This is a genomic window from Methyloceanibacter superfactus, assembly GCF_001723305.1.
Lineage (GTDB): Bacteria > Pseudomonadota > Alphaproteobacteria > Rhizobiales > Methyloligellaceae > Methyloceanibacter > Methyloceanibacter superfactus.
This window is the reverse complement of the sequence record NZ_LPWF01000012.1, coordinates 1-20,004: the sequence shown is the minus strand read 5'-3', so window position 1 is coordinate 20,004 and position 20,004 is coordinate 1. Positions and strand designations below refer to the sequence as shown.

The window sequence follows — 20,004 nt, the reverse complement described above, 5'->3', positions numbered from 1 at the left end:
GCGAAAAGACAAGTGGCGCTCACATCTGCTCCGGGCCGCGGGCGATGGCGGCTAAGCCCGTACGGCAGACCTCGACCAGACCCAGCGGCTGCATCAGCACGATGAACTGCTCGATCTTGGACTGGCGCCCGGTGATCTCGAACACGAAATGCTCGGTCGAGGCGTCGATGACTTGGGCGCGGAAGGCTTCCGCCAGGCGCAGCGCCTCGACCCGCTTCTCGCCCTTGCCCGCCACCTTGACCATGGCCAACTCGCGTTCGATGGGGTGGCCGAGCACGGTGAGATCGGTGACCGAGTGGATCGGCACGAGCCGGTCGAGCTGGTTCTTGATCTGCTCGATGACCATGGGCGTACCGGTGGTGACGATGGTGATGCGCGACAGATGCGCCTCGTGCTCGGTCTCCGACACGGTGAGCGACTCGATGTTGTAGCCGCGGCCCGAGAACAGACCGATGACGCGCGCGAGCACGCCGGGCTCGTTGTCCACGAGCACGCTCATGGTGTGGGTCTCGGGCTTCTGGACTTTCGTCTCGAGCGAGTAAGCGGATCCGGGCTGCGCCATCACACCATCACCTTGCCTTCCTCGGTGATGGCCTTCTCGAGATCCTCGCCCGTGAGATCGTCACCCATCAGCATGTTGTTATGCGCTTCCCCGCTCGGGATCATGGGGAAGCAATTGGCGTGCTTGTCGACGCGGCAATCGAAGATGACCGGCTTCGGCGTGTCGAGCATCTCCTTGATCGCGTCATCGAGCTCCGACGGCTTCTCGGCGCGGATACCGACGGCCTGATAGGCCTCCGCCAGCTTGACGAAGTCGGGCAGCGCCTCGGAATAGGAGTGCGAGTAGCGGCCGCCATGGAGCAGTTCCTGCCACTGGCGGACCATGCCCATATATTCGTTGTTCAGGATGAAGATCTTGATGGGCAGGTCGTACTGCACCGCCGTCGACATCTCCTGCATGGTCATCTGCACCGACGCCTCGCCGGCGATATCGATGACCAGACTGTCCGGATGGGCCATCTGCACGCCGACGGCCGCCGGGATGCCGTAGCCCATGGTGCCGAGGCCGCCGGAGGTCATCCAGCGGTTCGGCTCGTCGAAGTGGAAGAACTGGGCCGCCCACATCTGATGCTGGCCCACTTCTGTGGTGATGTAGACGTCCTTGTCGCGCGTCAGCGCATACAGCCGCTCAATGGCGTATTGTGGCATGATCACGTCGTCGCGCTTCCTGTAATGCAGGCATTTGCGCGCGCGCCAGGTGTCGATCTGGTCCCACCAGGTCTTCAGCGCCGGCTTGTCGACCTTCAGGTTCTTGGCCTTCCAGGCGGCGAGCATCTGGTCGAGCACGTGGGCGCAGTCGCCGACGATGGGAATGTCGACATGGACATTCTTGTTGATGGACGAGCGGTCGATATCGACATGGATCTTCTTGGAGCCCGGCGCGAAAGCGTCCAGCCGCCCGGTGATGCGGTCGTCGAAGCGCGCGCCGATGCAGATCATCACGTCGCAATCGTGCATGGCGTTGTTGGCTTCATAGGTGCCGTGCATGCCGAGCATGCCGAGCCATTGCTTGTCGGAGGCCGGATAGGCGCCGAGCCCCATCAAGGTCGAGGTGATGGGGTAGCCGGTCAGGCGCACGAGCTCGCGCAGGCGCTCGGTGGCGAGCGGCCCGGAATTGATGATGCCGCCCCCGGTATAGAAGATGGGACGCTTGGCATTGGCCATGAGCTCGACGGCGGCCGCCACCGCGGCCTCGTCGCCTTTGACCGCCGGGCGGTAGCTCTTGTGCTGGGAGTTGGACAGGCCGGCATAATTCCCTTCGGCGAACTGGATGTCCTTGGGGATGTCGACGACGACCCGGCCCGGGACGCCCGAGCGCGCGACGTAGAACGCCTCGTGCAGCACCGTCGACAGCTGGTTCACGTCCTTGACCAGATAATTGTGCTTCGTGCAGGGCCGCGTGATGCCGACTGTGTCGCATTCCTGGAAGGCGTCGTTGCCGATGAGATGGGTCGGCACCTGCCCGGTGATGCACACGACGGGGATCGAATCCATCAGCGCATCGGTCAGGCCGGTGACGGCGTTGGTCGCGCCGGGACCCGAGGTCACCAGCACGACGCCGACCTTGCCGGTGGACCGGGCATAGCCTTCCGCCGCATGCACGGCGCCCTGCTCGTGGCGAACCAGGATGTGCTTGATCCGGTCCTGCTGGAACAGCGCGTCATAGATTGGCAACACGGCGCCGCCGGGATAGCCGAAGATATGCTCGACGCCTTGGTCGGCGAGAGCTTCCAGGACAATCTGGGCGCCTGTCATCGCGCGGGACATGTCTCTACTCACTGGCAAAACCGGGCCATCGCGGCCGCTGACGGCCACTGCCCGGTGGGAAATATAAGGAATGGCGGGAAACGCCGGATTAAGGCGGGCACCCTAAGCGCTGTGTGACACTGGGTCAACGGCAAATGCGAATGAATGACAAGATTGGCAGGCCTTTGCTTTGCATAAATTACCCATTATCACCACAAGCCTAACCGTTTATTGCGTACCAGGAAAACTCCCACTCGGCCGCAGGCGCGCCGCCCATAACCGTTCTGGACAAGGGCCCGTGATCCGCCTATGTCCCTACCGCTTTAAGGGGCCGCGGGGCCGCGACAACGCGCTTACGCGAGAGCCAACCATCCTCTTCCCAGTCACTGGTCTCAATGCAGCCCTCAGCTAGCGCAGAAACCGACGCCGCCAACGGCCATGGCTCCCCGGCGCTTTCCAGAGGTGCATTCTGGGGGCTGACCTTCGGCTCGATCGGCGTCGTCTATGGCGACATCGGCACCAGCCCGCTTTACGCGTTGCGCGTGGCCGTCCTTGCCGCCGGCGGCGAGCACGGCATCGTCACCCAGGCCGCCGTGTTTGGCGTGCTGTCGCTGATCTTCTGGTCGCTGCTCATCGTCGTCACGATGAAATACGTGCTGATCCTGTTGCGCGCCGACAATAACGGCGAAGGCGGCACGCTGGCGCTCACGGCGCTCGCCTTCACCGCGGTCGGCAGACGCACGCCGCTGGTGCTGGCGCTCGGCATTCTCGGCGCGTCGATGTTCTACGGCTCGACGCTGATTACGCCGGCCCTGTCGGTGCTGTCGGCCATCGAGGGCCTCAACGTGGCGACGGACGCCTTCGCCCCTTACGTGCTGCCGCTGACCGTCATCATTCTCGTGGCGCTATTCTCGGTGCAGAGCCACGGCACCGCGCGGGTCTCGACCTATTTCGCGCCGATCACCACGGTGTGGTTCCTGGTCCTGGCAGTCGCCGGGGCGGTCGAGATCGCCGACAACCCGCGCGTGCTGGAGGCGCTCAACCCGTATTACGGCATCGAGTTCCTGATGACCCACGGCATCATCGGCCTCGTGACGCTCGGCGCGGTGTTCCTCGTGGTGACCGGCTCGGAGGCGCTTTACAACGACCTCGGTCATTTCGGCCGCAGGCCGATCCAGACCGCGTGGATCTATCTCGTGCTGCCGGCGCTGCTGCTCAACTATTTCGGCCAAGGCGCGCTGGTGCTGGCTCACCCGGAGACCATCGCCAACCCGTTCTATCTGCTGTTCCCCGAATGGGCGCTCTATCCCATGGTGGCGCTCGCCACCATGGCCACCGCCATCGCCAGCCAGGCGGTCATCACCGGGGCCTATTCGATCACCCGCCAAGCCATGCAACTCGGCCTGCTGCCGCGCATGGAGGTGCGTCACACCTCCGAGTCCCAGCCGGGCCAGATCTACATGCCGCGGGTGAACTGGCTGCTGCTGGCCGGCGTGTTGATGCTGGTGTTCATGTTCCGCTCGTCGAGCGAACTCGCCTCGGCTTACGTGCTTGCGGTGGCGACGACGGAATGGACGGCGGGCATTCTCGGCTTCATCGTGATCTGGAAGCTGTGGCGGTGGAAGCTCGTCTGGGTGATCGCGGTGATGGCGCCGCTCATCTTCATCGATACGGCGTTCGTCATGGCCAGCACGCTCAAGCTCGTCGAGGGCGCCTGGCTACCGGTCCTGGTGGGCATGATGCTGATCGCCGTCATGATCACGTGGCGGCGCGGCACGCGGCTGCTGGCCCAGAAGACGCGGCGCGTCGAGGTGCCGTTCGAGCCGTTGATCAAGAGTCTCGAGGAGCGGCCGCCTCATATCGTGCCGGGGACAGCGGTATTCCTCACCGCCGACCCCGACTTCGCGCCCACGGCGCTCCTGCATAACCTCAAGCACAATAAGGTGCTGCACGAGCAGAACGTCATCTTGACCATCGTCAACGAGGACATTCCCCGGGTGAAGACGGAGAACCGCGTGCAAATGGAGACGATGAGCGACAAGTTCATGCGCCTCAATCTGCATTTCGGCTTCGTGGAGCGGCCCAACGTGCCCAAGGCGCTGGCCATCGCCCGCAAACAGGGCTGGCAGTTCGACATCATGTCGACGTCGTTCTTCCTGTCGCGGCGCTCGGTCCGTCCCGACGTCCGCTCGGGCATGCCGCCCTGGCAGGACCAGCTCTATATTTTCCTCGCCCATAACGCCAACGACGCATCGAGCTATTTCCAGCTGCCCACCGACCGGGTGGTGGAGATCGGCACGCAAGTCACCGTCTAACCATCACGGTGTGACCCGCGCGCCGGCAACGCGCGTAACGCCACCGCCACCGCCGCGCCGCCGTCCGGCACCCATTCCCAGTCCGCCATGAAGCGCCTGATCCAGGTCATCTGCCTTTTGGCGTAGCGCCTCGTCTCGGTCTTGGCCTTGGTGGCGGCCGCTTCCAGGCTCATGGTGCCGGCGAGGTGCGCGGCGATCTCGCGCACCCCGTGGGCCCGCATCGCCGGCAGCGCGGGATCGAGATCGAGCGCCATCAGCGCGGCGACCTCGTCGAGGGCGCCTGCCTCGACCATGCGGTCGAAGCGGGCATCGATGCCCGCGTAGAGGGGCTCGCGCTCCGGCGCGACGACGAGCTTCAGCACGGCGTCACCGGCAAGCGTCGGCGTGCCCGCGGTGCCCTGCCACGCGGCGAGCGAGATGCCGGTGGCGTCGATCACCTCGAGCGCGCGGGACACACGCTGCGGGTCGCTCGGCAACAGGCGCTCGGCCATGACGGGATCGCGGGCGGCGAGCTCGCGGTGCAGGTCCTCGGCGCCGAGGGCCTCGGCCCAAGCGCGCCAATGCTCGCGCGTCTCCGGCGGAATGTCGGGGACCGGCGACAAGCCCTCCAGCAGCGCCTTGAAATAGAGCCCGGTGCCGCCGACGAGGATGGGCAGACGCCCCTCGCCCCGCGCTTGCGTCATGGCGGCGGCCACATCGGTGAGCCAGCGGCCGACGGAATAGGCTTCCGCCGCCGGCACCGTGCCGTAGAGGCGATGAGGCGCGGACGCCAGATCGGCCGCGCCGGGCCGCGCGGTGAGCACGTCGAGCTCGCGATAGACTTGCATGGAATCGGCGTTGATGACGGTGCCGCCAAGGCGCGCGGCGAGCGCGACGGCGGCGGACGATTTGCCGCTCGCGGTCGGGCCGGCAATGAGAATGGCCTCGATCATGTCCGCAGCATCATTTCGTGCACAGCCAGGGCCGGCTCCACAGCCGGTAGACGCCCCAATAGCCGTTCTCCACGGCGAAGCCGAAGCCAAGCGATTCCTTGGCCCAATCGCCGTCACCACCAAGCGTTCCGCTCAAGGCGCGACTGAACGCGTAACCGTCGTTCCACTTGTCCTTCTGCTCGGCAATGAAGGTCTCGATATAGTCGCCTAAGGCAAGCGGCTGGTCGGGCAGCGCCGACGCTTCGGGATTCGCCTTGAACAGATAGCCGAGGGCGGCTTTCGACACGATGCGCACCTGGTGGAGATAGCGGTCCTCGATGGTGTCGATGGTGGCGTCCCAGAACACGGCGTAGGTCTTGTCGGCCAGACGGACGCCGATGATCCCGAGCGCGCCGCGCAGCTTCGTGAGATCGGCGCCGTCGTCGAAATAGAGCACGCCGCTTCCCGGCTGCTGGGTCGGCGCGTTCAGGATCGGGGTGGAGCCGGCCGCATCGAACCCGTAATAGCTCGGTTCCGGCCCGTCGCTGTAAGGCGTGACGACGAGCGGCGCGCCGAGGCCCAAGCCTTGCGGCAGCCATTTGGAAAGATCGCCCGGCATCAGCCGGAGCTCGCGGCCGGGCCAGCCGGGATCGAGAATGGTGACGCTTGCGGACGGCTCCGTCATGGCAAGCCCTTTCCGTCGCGGCGAGGCGCGTCAGCTTGTCGGCACGGCGACGAAGCGCAGCTCGCCCTTGGCGTCGGAGAGCAGCAGCAGCACGCGCCCGCGCCCCGAACGCTTCACCGCCTGTAGCCGGGTGACCACGTCCTGGGGCTGCCGCACCTCTTCCTGGGTGACCTCGATGATCACGTCGCCGGGCTTGACGTTCTTTTGCGCCGCCGGGCTGTCGGGCTCGACGCCGGTGATAATCACGCCTTCGACGCTGTCGGCGATGTCATATTTGCTGCGCAACGCATCGGTGAGCGGCGCGATGGACAGGCCGAGAAGATCCTCGCCGTCGGGCGCGGGAAGGGCGGGGTCTTCCTGGTCTTGGACCTCCTCCTCTTCCTCGACCTCGTCCTCTTCGTCCTCGGGGAGCCGGCCGATCGTCACCGTGACGTCCATGGTCTTGCCGTCACGCAAGAGCTCAAGGGGGACGTCCTTGCCGATCCGGGCGCCGACCACGGCGCGCGGCAGGTCGCGCATATTGTCGATGACCTGCCCGTCGAATTTGAGGATCACGTCGCTCGCCTTGACCCCGGCGGCGGCGGCGGGACCGTCGGGCGCCACCTTGGCGACGAGCGCGCCCATCGGCTCCTGCAAGCCCAGGCTCTCGGCGATCTCGTCGGTGACGTTCTGCACGTGGACGCCGAGCCAGCCACGCCGCGTCTCGCCATATTGCTTGAGCTGGTCGAGGACCTTGACGGCGCTGTTGGAGGGCACGGCGAAGCCGATACCGATGGAGCCGCCGGTTCGCGAGATGATCGCCGTGTTCACGCCGATGACCTCGCCATCCATGTTGAACAGCGGGCCGCCGGAATTGCCGCGGTTGATGGCGGCGTCGGTCTGGAGGAAGTCGTCATAGGGCCCGGCGTTGATGTCGCGCTTGGTGGCGGAGATGATGCCCACGGTGACGCTGCCGCCGAGACCGAACGGGTTGCCGATGGCCATGACCCAATCACCGACCCGCATGCGGCCGGAGTCGCCGAAGGACACCGCCTTGAGCGGCTCCTTGGGCTCGACCTTCAGCAGCGCCAGATCGGTCTTGGGATCATGGCCGAGGATCTTGGTCACCTTCAGCTTGGAGCCGTCGGTGAAGTTGATGATGATCTCGTCGGCGCCCTCGATGACGTGATTGTTGGTGACGATGAGGCCGGACGGGTCGATGACGAAGCCGGAGCCGAGCGAGCTCACCTTGCGCGGCATGCCGTCGGCGTCCTCCTCGTCGAAGAAATCGTCGAAGAACTCCTCGAAGGGCGAGCCCTTCGGGCCACGGCGCCCGGGAACCGGCTCGCCGGTGCCCTTCAGGGTCTGGGTGGTGGAGATGTTCACCACCGCGTCCTGCAAGCCCTCGGCGACGTCCGCCACCGAGGCGGGCCCGCGGGCGAGGCTCGGCGCGGCGATCAGCACGAGGCACACGCCCAGCGCGGCGGCACGCCAGCCGGCGGGAGCAAGGTGCCGGGTCAAGCCAAAATAGCGCGCAAGGCCGCTTGCATGTGACATCGATCGAGCACTCCGGCATCCCGCGGGGGCCGCTGCCCACGCAGGCGTCATTTTACCGAAAATCGGCGCGAGGAAGCAGGAAACCGTCGCATGACCTGACATCATGAGGTTGGGATCATGTCTAGCCGCGGATCATCCAGACAAGAAACACACCGGCGGCGACCGCAAAGGCGCCGACCAAGCGCAGCGAGGACTCAGGCACCTCCGCCGTGGCCGCCAGGAGCTTGCGCCCGACGCCCGGCGCGAGCGCCCAGAGCAGCCCCTCGATCACGAGAACGAGGCCGATGGCGACGGCGAGATCGTCCATCTCCGTGGCCTACCCCTTACGGGGCCGAAGCGTCCGGAACGGTCTCGGTGGACGCGTCCTGCTGCTCCGCGTCGCCGGTCTCGTCTTCCTCGGGCGCGCTCGGCGCCATTTGCGGCTCGGGCGAAGGGGCCGCCGCCGAAGGCGTCGATCCGTCCGGGGCCCTGCCGCCGTTGGCGTCGTTGAAATATTGGAAGAATTGCGAGTTCGGGCTGAGCAGAAGCCGCGTATCGCCCGCTTTCAGCGCACCCTGATAGGCTTGCATGGAGCGGTAGAAGGCGAAGAAGTCCGGATCCTGGCCAAACGCCGCCGCGAACACAGAGTTCTTCTCGGCATCGCCCTGACCGCGGATGCGCTCGGACTCGCCGGTGGCGTTGGCCTTCAGCACCGTGACCTGACGATCGGCGGTGCCACGGATGCGCCGGGAGGCTTCCTCACCTTGAGCGCGGATCTCGGCCGCCTCGCGCTGCCGCTCGGTCTGCATGCGGCGATAGATGGCGAGACTGTTCGCCTCGGGCAGATCGGCGCGCTTGATGCGCACATCGACCACGGTGATGCCGAGTGCCTTGGCCTGGGCGTTGACCTGGTCGGTGATCCGCTGCATCAGCGCGTGCCGCTCGTCGCGGACCACGGCCTCGAAGCTCGCGGCGCCAAGCACGCGCCGCAGAGAGGCTTCGAGGAAGAAGCCGAGCCGCGAGCGGGCCACGCGCTCATCGCCCACCGCCTGATAGAAGAGCAGCGGGTCGGTGATGCGCCAGCGGGCGAAGGCATCGACCACGAGCCGCTTCTGATCGGAGGCGATGACCTCCTGCGGCGCGGAGTCGAGGTCGAGCAGCCGCTTGTCGAAGAAGCTGACATTCTGAATGAACGGGATCTTGTAGTTGAGGCCCGGCGTGGTCACGAGACGCTTCGGCTTACCGAACTCGAGAACCAGTGCCTGCTGCGTCTGATAGACGGTGAACAGCGTCAGATAGGCCGTGACCGCGGCCACGCCAAGCAGCAGGAGGACGACCGTGAGAAATGTCCGGTTCATTGCTGGCCCCCATTGTCGGTCGCCGGCGCCGCGGGCAGGCGTTTCTGTAATTCGGTGAGCGGCAGGTAGGGCACGACCCCACCGCCCTTCTCGTCGAGGATGATCTTGTCGGTGTCGGACAGCACCTCCTGCATCGTCTCGATGAAGATGCGGCGGCGGGTCACCTCGGGCGCCTTCTGATATTCCTTGAGCACGTCGACGAAGCGGTCCGCCTCACCCTTGGCCTCGGCGATCACCCGGTCGCGATAGCCTTGCGCCGCCTGGAGGATTCGCTCGGACTCGCCTCGCGCTTCCGGAATGACCCGGTTGGCGTAGGTCTGCGCCTCGTTCTGCAAGCGCTCCTGATCGGCGCGCGCGGCTTGCACGTCGCGGAAGGCGTCGATGACTTGCGCCGGCGGATCGACTTTCTGCAATTGAACCTGATTGATCTGAATACCGGCGCCGTAGCCGTCGAGAATGCGTTGAATGAGCGTCTGCACGTCGGCTTCCGTCTTGGCGCGCGCGGCGGTGAGGATCGGCTCGATGTCGCTTTGGCCGACGATCTCACGCATGGCGCTCTCGGCGACGTCCTTCACCGTGCGTTCCGGGCTCTGAATATTGAACAAGAAGTCCGGCGCATTGCTGATCTGCCACAGAACCACGAAATCGATGTCGACGATGTTCTCGTCGCCGGTGAGCATCAGGCTCTCTTCCGGCACGTCGCGCACGGCGGTCACGGCATCGCGGTCGGAAGATCCGCGCATGCCGATCTCGGTGCGATTGACGCGCGTGACCTTGGGCAGCTCGACCTCCTCGATCGGATAAGGCAGGCGGAAGTTCAGGCCGGGCGGAAGCTGGCGCTCGTAAGCGCCGAAGCGAAGCACGATGCCGAGCTCATCGGGGTTCACGCGAACGGTGAAGCCGAAGAAGCCGATCACGGCGATGGCGACTATGGCGATGAGCAAGGCGAAGCCGCCGCCCATGCGGCCGCCGGGCATGGCCTGACGCAGCCGGTCCTGGCTCCGGCGCAAGATTTCTTCCAGGTCGGGCTGCTGGCCGCCGGGACCGCCGGGCCGCGGGCCCCAAGGGCCGCCATTGCCGCCCTTCCACCCGCCGCCGCCGCCACCGCTGCCGCCGCCGCTCTGATTGCTCCAAGGCATATTGCGTTTCGTCCTGATTTCTAGAGGGGGTCTCGCGAGGAGCCGCCTGTTTCGATGCGCCGCTAGCAGGGACACTAGCAGCACCAAAATGGCGGTCCTGCGACAAAGGTCTGGGGGTTTATAGGCCACTCACCAGAGCCACGCAATGCAAGGCCCCGGTTAGGATGAAGGCCCTTTAGGTCAGGATTCGGCGACGCGGTCGAGAACCACGAAGCTGAAAGCGTGGTCGTCGTTGGGGCCGGCCTCATGGCGCTCCCGGAAGACCTCGCGCCATTGATCCGGCGCGAGCTCGGGAAACCAGGTATCGGCCTCCGGGGCGGCATGGACCTCGGTCAGATAGATGCGGCCCGCTTGCGGCAAGACCTCACGGAACACGTCCTCGCCGCCGATCACCATGATCTCGTTGGCGCCGGTGCGGGCGCAGGACTCGCGCGCCGCCTGAAGCCCCTCCTCCAGGCTGTAGGCCATGACCGCGGACGGCACGACGAAGCCGCGATCGCGGGTGAGCACGATATTGAGCCGGCCGTCGAGCACGCGCGGGAGCGACTTGAAGGTGCGCCGCCCCATGACAACCGGATTGCCCATGGTCACGCGGCGGAAGAACTTCATGTCGGAGCGCAAATGCCACGGCAGGTCCCCGCCCCGGCCGATGGCGCGGTTCTCGCCCATGGCGACGACCAGGGCGATGATCGGGTCTTTCGACGTCTGAAACCGTTCGCTCACACCGCGACCTCGGCGTGGATCGCCGGATGCGGGTCATAGCCTACCAGCTTGAAATCCTCGTAGACGAAGTCGAACAGCGAGGTCACGTCGCGATTGACCTCAAGACGTGGAAGGCTGCGGGGCTCGCGCGACAACTGCTCGTCGGCCTGGTCAAGATGGTTGAGATAGAGGTGCACGTCGCCGAAGGTATGGACGAAGTCGCCGGGCTCGAGCCCGGTGACCTGCGCCACCATCGCCGTCAGCAGCGCATAGGAGGCGATGTTGAACGGCACGCCGAGGAAAATGTCGGCCGAGCGCTGATAGAGCTGACAGGAGAGCTTGCCGTCGCCGACATAGAACTGGAACAGGCAGTGACAGGGCGGGAGCGCCATCTTGTCGAGCTCGCCGACATTCCACGCGCTGACGATGTGACGCCGCGAATCCGGGTCGCGCTTGAGGCTCGCCACCACGCTCGAGATCTGATCGATGGTCTCGCCGCCGGCCACCGGCCAGGACCGCCACTGATGGCCGTAGACGGGGCCGAGCTCGCCCTCCTCGTCGGCCCACTCATCCCAGATGCGCACGCCATGCTCCTGGAGATAGCGGATATTGGTCGAGCCTTGCAGGAACCAGAGAAGCTCGTGGATGATCGACTTCACGTGCAGCTTCTTGGTGGTGACGAGGGGAAAGCCGTGCGCCAGATTGAACCGCATCTGCGCTCCGAATAGGCTTAACGCGCCGGTGCCGGTGCGGTCGCCTTGCGGAGTCCGGTTTCGCGAATGCGGGCGAGAAGATCGAGATATTGGCGCAAGAGGCGTCCTTCTCTATGATCCGGGCCAACCTAGGCCAGAGCCGGGTCTCACAGCATCGAGACTCACGAGACTCGGTTGGCCTTCCTGTCGATAGACCTAGAGGAAGGAGCATTCAATGCGCCTTATGTCAGTTGTCCTCCCTACTCTCCTCGGCCTCGCCATCGGGCTTGCCGCGACGCCCGCCTCGGCCCGTTACCTGGATATCGAGGACGTCCGCGCCATGGCGTTCGACAAGGGGATCGTGCGCCTCGAGGAGATCGAGCTGAACCGGAGAAGGGGGATCTGGAAGGTCGAGGGCGACGACGCCTACGGCCACGAGATCGAGATGAAGGTCGATGCCGTCACCGGCCGCATCATCAAGTTGGAGCGCGATTAAGGCGTCCGACAGTGCCTCGCCCCCGCCAAGTGCTTTTGGCCTAACGCCTAATCGCCCAATCGGGGCTGGGGGTTATCGAACCATCAATCTTTTTTTTGCCGCGCAAGAAGCCTATATATGAGTCTGCCGGTGCAAGCCGGCTATGGCGATAAACGGGCGACGTAATAAGCCATTCGGACCCGGGGGCAGTACCCGGCGCCTCCACCAGGTTTCAGCTCGGGCGTTCTCGAAAGTGACGCGTTCCGAACTTCCAGCAGCCGATCTGAAACGTGGCGGGGGCGAAACAGGATCGACGAGGGTGTAAAAGTCGTGCTTTCGCTCGGCATGGTACCGCCGTTATCGGGCCAACCAAATAGTTGCCAACGACAACTATGCGGAGGCTCGTCTCGCTGCGTAGTCAGCGCGATAGCCTGAAACTCAAGTCCTAATCTCTTCGCAGGGGTTAGGCGCGGTTTCGGAGGGCACCGGGCAACAGAAGCCCTCCACTTTTATGACGGGGTGAATGCCTCTCGTCGCGGGAATGGAGCGACGCCATCCATGGAAGACGAGATCAGATACGACCTTCTCACGCAGGATGCCCTGCGCGGTGTCGTGCGTGAGGTTCTCACGCATGTTCAGCGCAACGGCCTGCCGGGCGAGCACCACCTCTATATCGCCTTCGATATCGACGCCGAGGGCGTCTCGGTGTCCAAGCGCCTGAAGGAGCAGTATCCCGAGGAGATGACGATCGTCCTGCAGTACCAGTTCTGGGACCTGCTGGTGACGAACGAGCGTTTCGAGGTGAAGCTGTCCTTCTCCAACGTGCCCGAGCGGCTGGTGGTGCCGTTCAGCGCGATCAAGGCGTTCTACGATCCGTCCGCTCAGTTCGGGCTGCAATTCGGCAAGCCGGGGGCTGCGAACGACTCGGCCCGCCAGCACATGGCCTCGGCGCTCCCCGATCTCGTCGGCGTGCAGGACGAGACCGCCGGCGGTCAGGACATCGCCGAAGAGACGGGCGAGACCCCGAACGCCGAAGTGGTCATGTCGCGGCCGCCGGCCGAAGTCGTCCAACTCGACCGCTTCCGCAAGAAATAGCTCATCCTTTAAGCGCCTCCCGCCCAAGTTTTAGGCAAACCACGCGCGTCCTTCGAACGGCCGCGGCGGATTTGCTTGGCTTTCGACATGGCACGATTTCTGACTAGAGTTCCGCTGGCGCGGCGGTCGCGCGGGGGGACAGCTTGAACAAAATGGACGCGATCCGGGGTACGGCGAAGGCTGAGCTCACCGCGCCCGTGGAGGCGTTCCTCGCCGACTTGCATGCACGCGTGTCCAAGGTCACCGGCGGCAGTCCGGCCGACTACATCCCGGAGCTCGGCAAGGTCGATCCCTCCCTGTTCGGCATCGCCATCGCCACGGTGGACGGGCAGATCTACGAGGTGGGGGATACCGACGTCCCCTTCACCATCCAGTCGGTGTCCAAGCCCTTCATGTATGGCCACGCGCTCCAGCGCCATGGCCGCCCCACCGTGCTCAAGCATGTGGGCGTCGAGCCCACCGGCGAGGCGTTCAACTCCATCGTGCTCGACGAGGTCGCCAACCGCCCGTTCAATCCCATGGTCAACGCGGGCGCCATCGCCGTCGCCGAGATGATGCCCGGCGACACGCAAGAGCAGCGCATCGGCAACATGCTCGATCTGTTCTCCAGCCTGGCGGGACGAAGGCTCGGCATCGACGAGGCGGTGTTCCGGTCGGAGCTGGAGACGGGACACCGCAACCGGGCCATCGCCTACATGATGCTCAACACGGCGATGATCGAGCGCGATCCCAACGAGGTGCTCGATCTCTATTTCCGCCAATGCTCGGTGAATGTCAGCTGCTGCGATCTGGCGATCATGGCGGCCACGCTCGCCAATGACGGGACCAATCCGCTCACCGGCAAGGCGGTGTTCGACGCGCAATATGTGCGCGACATGCTGACGGTGATGAACTCCTGCGGCATGTACGACTATGCCGGCGAATGGGCCTACGAGGTCGGCATGCCGGCCAAGAGCGGCGTGTCGGGCTGCATCATCGCCGTCATGCCGGGACAGATCGGCATCTGCGTCTATTCCCCGCCCATCGACACGCAAGGCAACAGCGTGCGCGGCATCCGCGTGTGCCAGGAGATCTCGAGCGAGTTCGAGCTGCACGCTTTCAACAACCGCACCAATGTCCGCAGCGTGGTACGCCGCGACTACCGCGCCGACCTGGTGCGCTCGAACCGGCTGCGTACGCTCGAAGAACGCAATCTGCTGGCGACGGAAGGCCACAAGGTGGCGGTGCTCGAGGCGCAAGGCGCGCTGTTCTTCGGCTCGACCGAGCAGCTCTTACGCAAGACGAGCGCCCTCGCCGCGGACTCCCGCTATGTGGTCGTCGACTTCAAGCGCGTGCATCAAGCCGATACCTCGGCGTGCAAGCTGATCGTGCGCGCGGCCAAGTCCATGGAAGGATCGGCGGCGGAGCTCGTCTTCGCTTCGCTGGCCGAGGACGACCGCCTCGATCCCCTCGTGCGGGCGCTGGCCGAGAGCCAGCACGGTCACCGCGTTCGTCAGTTCCGCGACGCCGACGCGGCGCTCGAATGGTGCGAGGACCAGCTCCTCGCCGGCGCCAATTTCAACCACGGCACCAAATTCGCGGTCTCGGAGATCAATCTGTTCAAGGGGCTGAGCCCCGGGGAATGCCGCCTCGTGGAATCGGTGATCCGGCCGCTCGTGTTCGAGAGAGGCGACGTCATCATGCGCGAGGGCGACGAAGCGAAGCTGTTCTTCGTGCTCGCCCGCGGCACGGTCAGCGTGCAGATCAAGGTGCACGGCAAGGGCAACCGCAAGAAGCGGGTCGCTCGATCGGCCCCGGCCTCACCTTCGGCGAGATGGCGCTGCTGGACGGCGGCCGCCGCTCCGCCGACATCGTCGCCAATGAGCGGGTGATCTGCTACGGGCTCGGGGTCGAGGAGCTGCATGAGCTTTCCGCCGCCCATCCCAACATCATGATCACGATCCTGAGCAATCTGACGCGCGAGTTCTCCGAGCGTCTGCGGCACGCCAACGAGGAAATCAGCGTCCTCGAATAGAGGCGCTCACGCGACCGGCGCGGGCGCGGGCTTGGCGCGCGGCTCGTTGGACGGGGTCAGCGGCACGTTCAGCTCCACATAGAGACCGCCCGGGCGGAAATCGACCTTGGTCTCGCCACCGAGATTGTGGCGGATACCCTTGTCGATGAGCTGTGACCCGAAGCCCCCCGTGGTCTTCGGCGCCACGGGCACCGCCGGAGCGCCGCGCTCCTCCCAGACGAGAAGCAGCCGGTTGCCGCGCCCCGTCTTCCAGCTCACGCCGAGCTGGCCCGTGTTCTGGGACAGCGCGCCGTATTTCACCGCGTTGGTAGCAAGCTCGTGCAGGGTCATGGCGAGGATGGAGGTGCATTGCGGCGGCAGCAGCACGTCCGGTCCCTTGATGGTGATCTTCGGACCACCGTCGCGCTGATAAGGCTCCAGCTCACGCTCGACCATGGCCTTGAGGCTGGCGCCCGACCATTGCGACTCGAGGAGGAGATCATGGGCGCGGTGCAGCGCTTGCAGCCGCTTGGCGAGCGTCTGCGCATCGCTTGCGCCGGCTTGCTACTCGCCTGACGCAGGCTCGCCTGCACCAGCGACTGCACGATGGCGAGCGCGTTCTTGACGCGATGGTTGAGCTCGCCGACCAGCATGGTCTGTCGCTGGGCCGTGCGCCTGCGCTCGGTGACGTCGCGGAACACGAGCACGGCGCCGGCGAGCGAGCCGTCATAGCCGACGATGGCGCGCCGGAATGCTCGACCGGAAGCTCCCGATCGTCGCGGGTGATCAGCAGCGCGCCGGATTCCAGCCGCGTCACCTCGCGCTCACGCAGCGCCTTCAACGCCGGATCGTCGACGGATTTGCGCGTGCCCTCGTCGATGACCCGGAACACCTCCCAGATCGGACGCCCGCGCGCCTCTGCCGCCGTCCAACCGGTCAACTGCTCGGCGACCTTGTTGAGCAGCAGCACGCTGCCGTTCGGATCGGTGGCGATCACGCCGTCGCCGATCGAGCCGAGCGTCGTCGACAGCCACTCGCGCTGGCCGCGCAGATCCATGAGCGCCACTTGACGGTCGTGGTCGGCGCGCCGGACGGCACCGATCGTGGTCCAGGCGAACACTGCCAGCACGATAATGCTGGCGACGGCGAAGATGGCGAGCGTGGCGGCGCTGTCGTAGAGGGATTGCGCTTCCGCCTGGCGGGCGAACCAGCCGATCACCAAAGGCAGCACGAGGATGCCGGGCAACAGCCGGCGCAGCATCTCTCCCGCCGGCGAAGGCTCCACGATGGCCGCGGCCACGCCGTTTTCCGGCGAGGCGGCGAGCAGGCCGACGGCGAGCAGAAACGCGCTCACCGCGCCGTAGACCGACATGGCGGTGAACGGGAACGGGTAGTAGTTGGTGGCGACGCCGTAAGCGTAGCCGGCGAGCACGATCAGGACCTGCGCCAGCATGACCAGGGCGATGATCTGGCTGAAGGCGGCGAGCGTCTTGCCGCGCTTGGCATACATCAACGCCAGACCGAACAGCACGAGCGAGCCGGTCACGCCGGGGGCGGCTCGCGACGGCGTGCCGTCGCCCTCGATGGCCGCGGGCACCTTCACAGGCAGCAGGAGCTGACCGAGGCCGAGATCGATGCCGAGCAAATACTGACCGAAAACGACCAGCCCCGCGGCGACCAGCACGAAGCCGATGATCCGCGCCAGCATCCGTAGCCGCCGGAAGGTGAAGCAGAGAAGCCCAAGGCCCGCGGCGATGACCCCGAGAGCCGCATTGGGCGTCATGCCGTCCACGGAGGGCAGCGCCGCCTCCAGGCCGGGGATGACGTCGAGCCACATGGCCAGAACGATCTCGCCGATGACGCAGACGACCACGGCGGCGAGGCGCGCGAAGGCGATCGACAGGCTGGCCCCGCGTGGCGCGGGCAGCGCTATATGTGTCGCGGCTTCCGTCACGCGCCGTCCTCGGCCAAGGTCACAGCAATCCCCGCCGGGAAGGCTGCGTCGGCTTTCCGGCAGAGGCCCGCAAAAAAGATCGCACCGCGCCCGGTTCTCCCACCCCGTTGCGCGATGTTATAGCCTAGGCCCGAAACACCCGATAGCCGTGGGGCGGATCCCCGCACGGCGGCGGGCCGCTTGGACGCCAAGACTATTAAAAAAGGAAATACAATCATGCCTCTCGCCGACGGCCCCCAGTCTTCACCTTCAACTCGCACCGAGACCGACGCGTTCGGGCCGATCGAGGTCGCCAACGACCGCTATTGGGGGGCTCAGACGGAGCGCTCGCGGCAGAATTTCAGAATCGGCGACGAACATATGCCGCAGCCGTTGATCCGCGCCATGGCCCTGGTCAAGAAGGCCGCGGCGCTGACCAATCTCGAACTGGGCCGCCTGGAAAAAGACGTGGCCGAAGCCATCGCCACGGCGGCGACGGAGATCGTGGACGGCAAGTTCGACGGTCATTTCCCCCTGGTGGTCTGGCAGACCGGTTCCGGCACCCAGACCAACATGAACCTGAACGAGGTGATCGCCAACCGCGCCAGTGAAATCCTCGGCGGGACGCTCGGCACCAAATCCCCGGTCCACCCCAACGATCACGTCAATCTCGGCCAATCCTCCAACGATACCTTCCCGACGGCCATGCACGTGGCGGCGGCCGAGGAGATCGCTTATCGGCTCAATCCGGCGCTTTCGCGCCTCTATCAGGCGCTCAAGGACAAGGCTGAGGCGTTCCAGGACGTGCTCAAGATCGGGCGCACCCATATGCAGGACGCCACGCCCCTGACATTGGGACAAGAATTCGGCGGCTATGCGGCGCAGATCGACCACGGCATCGAGCGGGTGAAGCTGACCCTGAGCGGGCTCTACGAATTGGCCCAAGGCGGCACGGCGGTGGGCACCGGCCTCAATACCAGCCCCCTCTTCGCCGAGGCTTTCGCCGCCAGAATCGCTCAGCTGACCAAGCTGCCCTTCGTCAGCGCCGAGAACAAATTCGAGGCCTTGGCCGCCCACGACGCATTCGTGTTCACCCACGGGGCGCTCACCACCGTGGCCACGTCCATGTTCAAGATCGCCAACGACATCCGGCTCTTGGGCTCCGGCCCCCGCTCGGGCTTCGGCGAGATCCTGCTGCCGGAGAACGAGCCGGGCTCCTCGATCATGCCCGGCAAGGTGAACCCCACCCAGTGCGAGGCCGTGACCATGGTCTGCGCGCAAGTCATGGGCAACCAGACCACGGTCAGCTTCGCCGGCAGCCAGGGACATCTCGAGCTCAACGTGTTCAAGCCGGTGCTGGCTTACGCGCTGCTGCAATCGATCCGTCTCTTGGGCGACGTGGCCGACAGCTTCACCAATAATTGCGTCGTCGGCATCGAGGCCAACCGCGAGCGTATCAAGGAGCATATGGAGCGCTCGCTGATGCTCGTCACCGCGCTCGCCCCGCATATCGGCTACGACAAAGCGAGCGAGATCGCCAAGCACGCGCATAAGCGCGGCAGCACCTTGCGCGAGGAAGCGGTGCGGCTCGGCCATGTGAGCGAGGAGGATTTCGACCGGCTGGTGCGTCCCGAGGACATGGTAGCGCCGAAGCCCTAGCGCTCACCCCGCATGTCCAACGCCCGCAACAAGCGATCGCTCACCATCGCCAAGCACCGCACCAGCGTGTCGTTGGAGGAGCCCTTCTGGTCGGCGCTGGCCGACATCGCCAAGCAGGACGGCAAGTCGATCGCGAGCCTGGTGAGCGAGATCGACACCGGGCGCGGGCTCGCGGCGGACACGGGCGAAGGCCGCACGGCAAGCCTGTCGGCGGCCATTCGTCTTTACGTGCTGGCGCGGGCGCAAGGAAAACGCGAACCGTCCTAGCCGCCGCCGAAGATCCCGTAGCCCTTCTTCCAGTCGTCGGGCCGGGCGCGCCGGCGCCGGTATTTGCCGGGGCGCGGGAGGCGGCGCCACCTCGGCCGCCTCGGGGTCGACGCCTTCCGCCAACGGATCCTCCAACAAGGGATCGGTGGCGGTGGCGGCCGGATCGGCCGAGATCATCTCGCCGATGGGATCGGCGGCCGTGCCGGCGGGCGGCACGAGCAGGGCTTCACCGTTTGCACGAGACGGCGGCGGCACGGAGGCGGTCGACGCCGGCGGCAGCAACGCGCTCGGCACCGCCGCGCTCGCATTGGCTTCCGCCGCGGCTTTGGCTTCAGCGGCTTTCGCCGCCGCCGCCGCCCGTTGTTTCGCGGCCAGCTCGGCGGCTGCCTTCTCGGCGGCGGCACGTGCTCGATCCTCTGGCGGGCCTGGCGCTCGGCGGCCGCTTGCGCCTCGGCGGCGGCCCGCTCCTTCGCCGCCTGGTCGGCGGCGGCCTTGGCTTGCGCGGCAGCGGCCTTGGCTTGCGCGGCGGCCTTGGCCTCGGCGGCCGCCTTCGCCTCGGCGGCTGCCCTCGCTGCTTGGGCTTTCGCGGCGGCGGCGCGGGCCTCGGCCGCAGCCTGCTCCGCCGCGGCCTTCTCGGCGGCGGCCTGCTCGGCTTCGGCCTTGGCTTTGGCTTTGGCCAGCGCCTCGGCCTTAGCGGCCGCTTCGGCTTGCGCCCTCGCCTTGGCCTCCGTCTCGATCCGCTCGCGCGCCGCCTGCTCCGCGGCGGCCTTGTCGGCGGCGGCTTTGGCCTCGGCCGCCGCGCGCTCTTTCGCGGCTTGCTCTGCCGCGGCTTTTGCTTCCGCAGCGGCTTTTGCTTCGGCGGCGGCTTGGGCTTCGGCAGCGGCCTTGGCCTCAGCGGCAGCTTGCGCTTCAGCAGCAGCTTTGGCTTCGGCTGCAGCTTTGGCTTCAGCGGCAGCCT

The 20,004-nt window shown here is 66.0% G+C and carries 17 protein-coding genes, 1 other RNA gene and 4 pseudogenes; 8 read left to right on the top strand and 14 right to left on the bottom strand.

Annotation, left to right across the window (positions count from 1 at the left end; genetic code table 11):
- Positions 1–19: 19 nt before the first annotated feature.
- Together ilvN and AUC69_RS03715 are read right to left on the bottom strand one after the other, a co-directional pair.
- Positions 20–562, bottom strand: coding sequence for an acetolactate synthase small subunit (ilvN, locus tag AUC69_RS03720; protein WP_069440967.1), 543 nt, complete (start codon positions 560–562; stop codon positions 20–22).
- A complete protein-coding gene (locus tag AUC69_RS03715; protein ID WP_069440966.1) occupies positions 562–2,328 on the bottom strand; it encodes an acetolactate synthase 3 large subunit in 1,767 nt (588 codons plus the stop codon). Before AUC69_RS03715 ends, ilvN begins: the two co-directional genes overlap by 1 nt.
- Positions 2,329–2,702: 374 nt before the next feature.
- Here AUC69_RS03715 and AUC69_RS03710 point away from each other — a divergent pair, with 374 nt between their 5' ends.
- Complete coding sequence (locus tag AUC69_RS03710) at positions 2,703–4,622, top strand: potassium transporter Kup (RefSeq protein ID WP_069440965.1); 1,920 nt, start codon at positions 2,703–2,705, stop codon at positions 4,620–4,622.
- On the opposite strand, the gene miaA is transcribed toward AUC69_RS03710, so the two are convergent.
- The 8 genes and pseudogenes from miaA to AUC69_RS03670 all read right to left on the bottom strand — a co-directional run bounded on the left by miaA (position 4,619) and on the right by AUC69_RS03670 (position 11,743).
- A complete protein-coding gene (miaA, locus tag AUC69_RS03705) occupies positions 4,619–5,554 on the bottom strand; it encodes a tRNA (adenosine(37)-N6)-dimethylallyltransferase MiaA (protein WP_069440964.1) in 936 nt (311 codons plus the stop codon). The two genes, AUC69_RS03710 and miaA, sit on opposite strands and share 4 nt — an antisense overlap.
- A gap of 10 nt (positions 5,555–5,564) precedes the next feature.
- Positions 5,565–6,218, bottom strand: coding sequence for a hypothetical protein (locus tag AUC69_RS03700; RefSeq protein WP_069440963.1), 654 nt, complete (start codon positions 6,216–6,218; stop codon positions 5,565–5,567).
- 30 nt (positions 6,219–6,248) lie between these two features.
- Positions 6,249–7,754: a Do family serine endopeptidase gene (locus tag AUC69_RS03695; RefSeq protein ID WP_083239062.1), complete on the bottom strand. Its 1,506-nt coding sequence runs from the start codon at positions 7,752–7,754 to the stop codon at positions 6,249–6,251.
- Between the two features lie 121 nt (positions 7,755–7,875).
- The gene (locus tag AUC69_RS03690) at positions 7,876–8,061 is read right to left on the bottom strand and encodes a DUF2065 domain-containing protein (protein ID WP_069440962.1); all 186 of its coding nucleotides are present in this window, start codon (positions 8,059–8,061) and stop codon (positions 7,876–7,878) included.
- A gap of 16 nt (positions 8,062–8,077) precedes the next feature.
- Entirely contained in the window at positions 8,078–9,091 is a 1,014-nt protein-coding gene (hflC, locus tag AUC69_RS03685; RefSeq protein ID WP_069440961.1) for a protease modulator HflC, read from the bottom strand.
- The gene (gene hflK / locus AUC69_RS03680) at positions 9,088–10,230 is read right to left on the bottom strand and encodes an FtsH protease activity modulator HflK (protein ID WP_069440960.1); all 1,143 of its coding nucleotides are present in this window, start codon (positions 10,228–10,230) and stop codon (positions 9,088–9,090) included. Before hflK ends, hflC begins: the two co-directional genes overlap by 4 nt.
- Before the next feature lie 180 nt (positions 10,231–10,410).
- Positions 10,411–10,953, bottom strand: coding sequence for a dihydrofolate reductase (locus AUC69_RS03675; RefSeq protein WP_244500078.1), 543 nt, complete (start codon positions 10,951–10,953; stop codon positions 10,411–10,413).
- Positions 10,950–11,743, bottom strand: a pseudogene (locus AUC69_RS03670) (thymidylate synthase). The gene AUC69_RS03675 and the pseudogene AUC69_RS03670 overlap by 4 nt, the downstream one beginning before the upstream one ends.
- A gap of 116 nt (positions 11,744–11,859) precedes the next feature.
- Here AUC69_RS03670 and AUC69_RS03665 point away from each other — a divergent pair.
- From AUC69_RS03665 to AUC69_RS17290, 5 genes are all read left to right on the top strand, one after another.
- Positions 11,860–12,120, top strand: a complete 261-nt coding sequence (locus tag AUC69_RS03665) for a PepSY domain-containing protein (protein ID WP_083239061.1) — start codon at positions 11,860–11,862, stop codon at positions 12,118–12,120.
- A gap of 85 nt (positions 12,121–12,205) precedes the next feature.
- Positions 12,206–12,607: a transfer-messenger RNA gene (gene ssrA / locus AUC69_RS03660) on the top strand.
- Between the two features lie 50 nt (positions 12,608–12,657).
- Positions 12,658–13,194, top strand: a complete 537-nt coding sequence (locus AUC69_RS03655) for an SspB family protein (RefSeq protein WP_069440958.1) — start codon at positions 12,658–12,660, stop codon at positions 13,192–13,194.
- Positions 13,195–13,346: 152 nt separating this feature from the next.
- Positions 13,347–15,065, top strand: a complete 1,719-nt coding sequence (gene glsA, locus AUC69_RS03650; protein ID WP_083239060.1) for a glutaminase A — start codon at positions 13,347–13,349, stop codon at positions 15,063–15,065.
- The gene (locus tag AUC69_RS17290) at positions 15,008–15,208 is read left to right on the top strand and encodes a cyclic nucleotide-binding domain-containing protein (RefSeq protein ID WP_083239059.1); all 201 of its coding nucleotides are present in this window, start codon (positions 15,008–15,010) and stop codon (positions 15,206–15,208) included. Before glsA ends, AUC69_RS17290 begins: the two co-directional genes overlap by 58 nt.
- Positions 15,209–15,214: 6 nt before the next feature.
- Here the strand turns inward: AUC69_RS17290 and AUC69_RS03645 are convergent, their stop codons facing one another.
- The 3 genes and pseudogenes from AUC69_RS03645 to AUC69_RS19605 all read right to left on the bottom strand — a co-directional run.
- Complete coding sequence (locus AUC69_RS03645; protein ID WP_280136610.1) at positions 15,215–15,703, bottom strand: sensor histidine kinase; 489 nt, start codon at positions 15,701–15,703, stop codon at positions 15,215–15,217.
- A 71-nt stretch (positions 15,704–15,774) separates the two neighbouring features.
- Positions 15,775–15,840, bottom strand: a pseudogene (locus AUC69_RS19610) (HWE histidine kinase domain-containing protein); the annotation flags it as partial.
- Between the two features lie 95 nt (positions 15,841–15,935).
- Positions 15,936–16,244: pseudogene (locus AUC69_RS19605) on the bottom strand (PAS domain S-box protein); the annotation flags it as partial.
- Positions 16,245–17,357: 1,113 nt separating this feature from the next.
- Here AUC69_RS19605 and fumC point away from each other — a divergent pair.
- A complete protein-coding gene (gene fumC / locus AUC69_RS03635) occupies positions 17,358–18,779 on the top strand; it encodes a class II fumarate hydratase (protein ID WP_069440955.1) in 1,422 nt (473 codons plus the stop codon).
- Between the two features lie 12 nt (positions 18,780–18,791).
- Positions 18,792–19,046: a ribbon-helix-helix domain-containing protein gene (locus AUC69_RS03630; protein WP_069440954.1), complete on the top strand. Its 255-nt coding sequence runs from the start codon at positions 18,792–18,794 to the stop codon at positions 19,044–19,046.
- Between the two features lie 173 nt (positions 19,047–19,219).
- On the opposite strand, the pseudogene AUC69_RS17285 reads toward AUC69_RS03630, so the two are convergent.
- Positions 19,220–20,004: pseudogene (locus AUC69_RS17285) on the bottom strand (hypothetical protein); the annotation flags it as partial.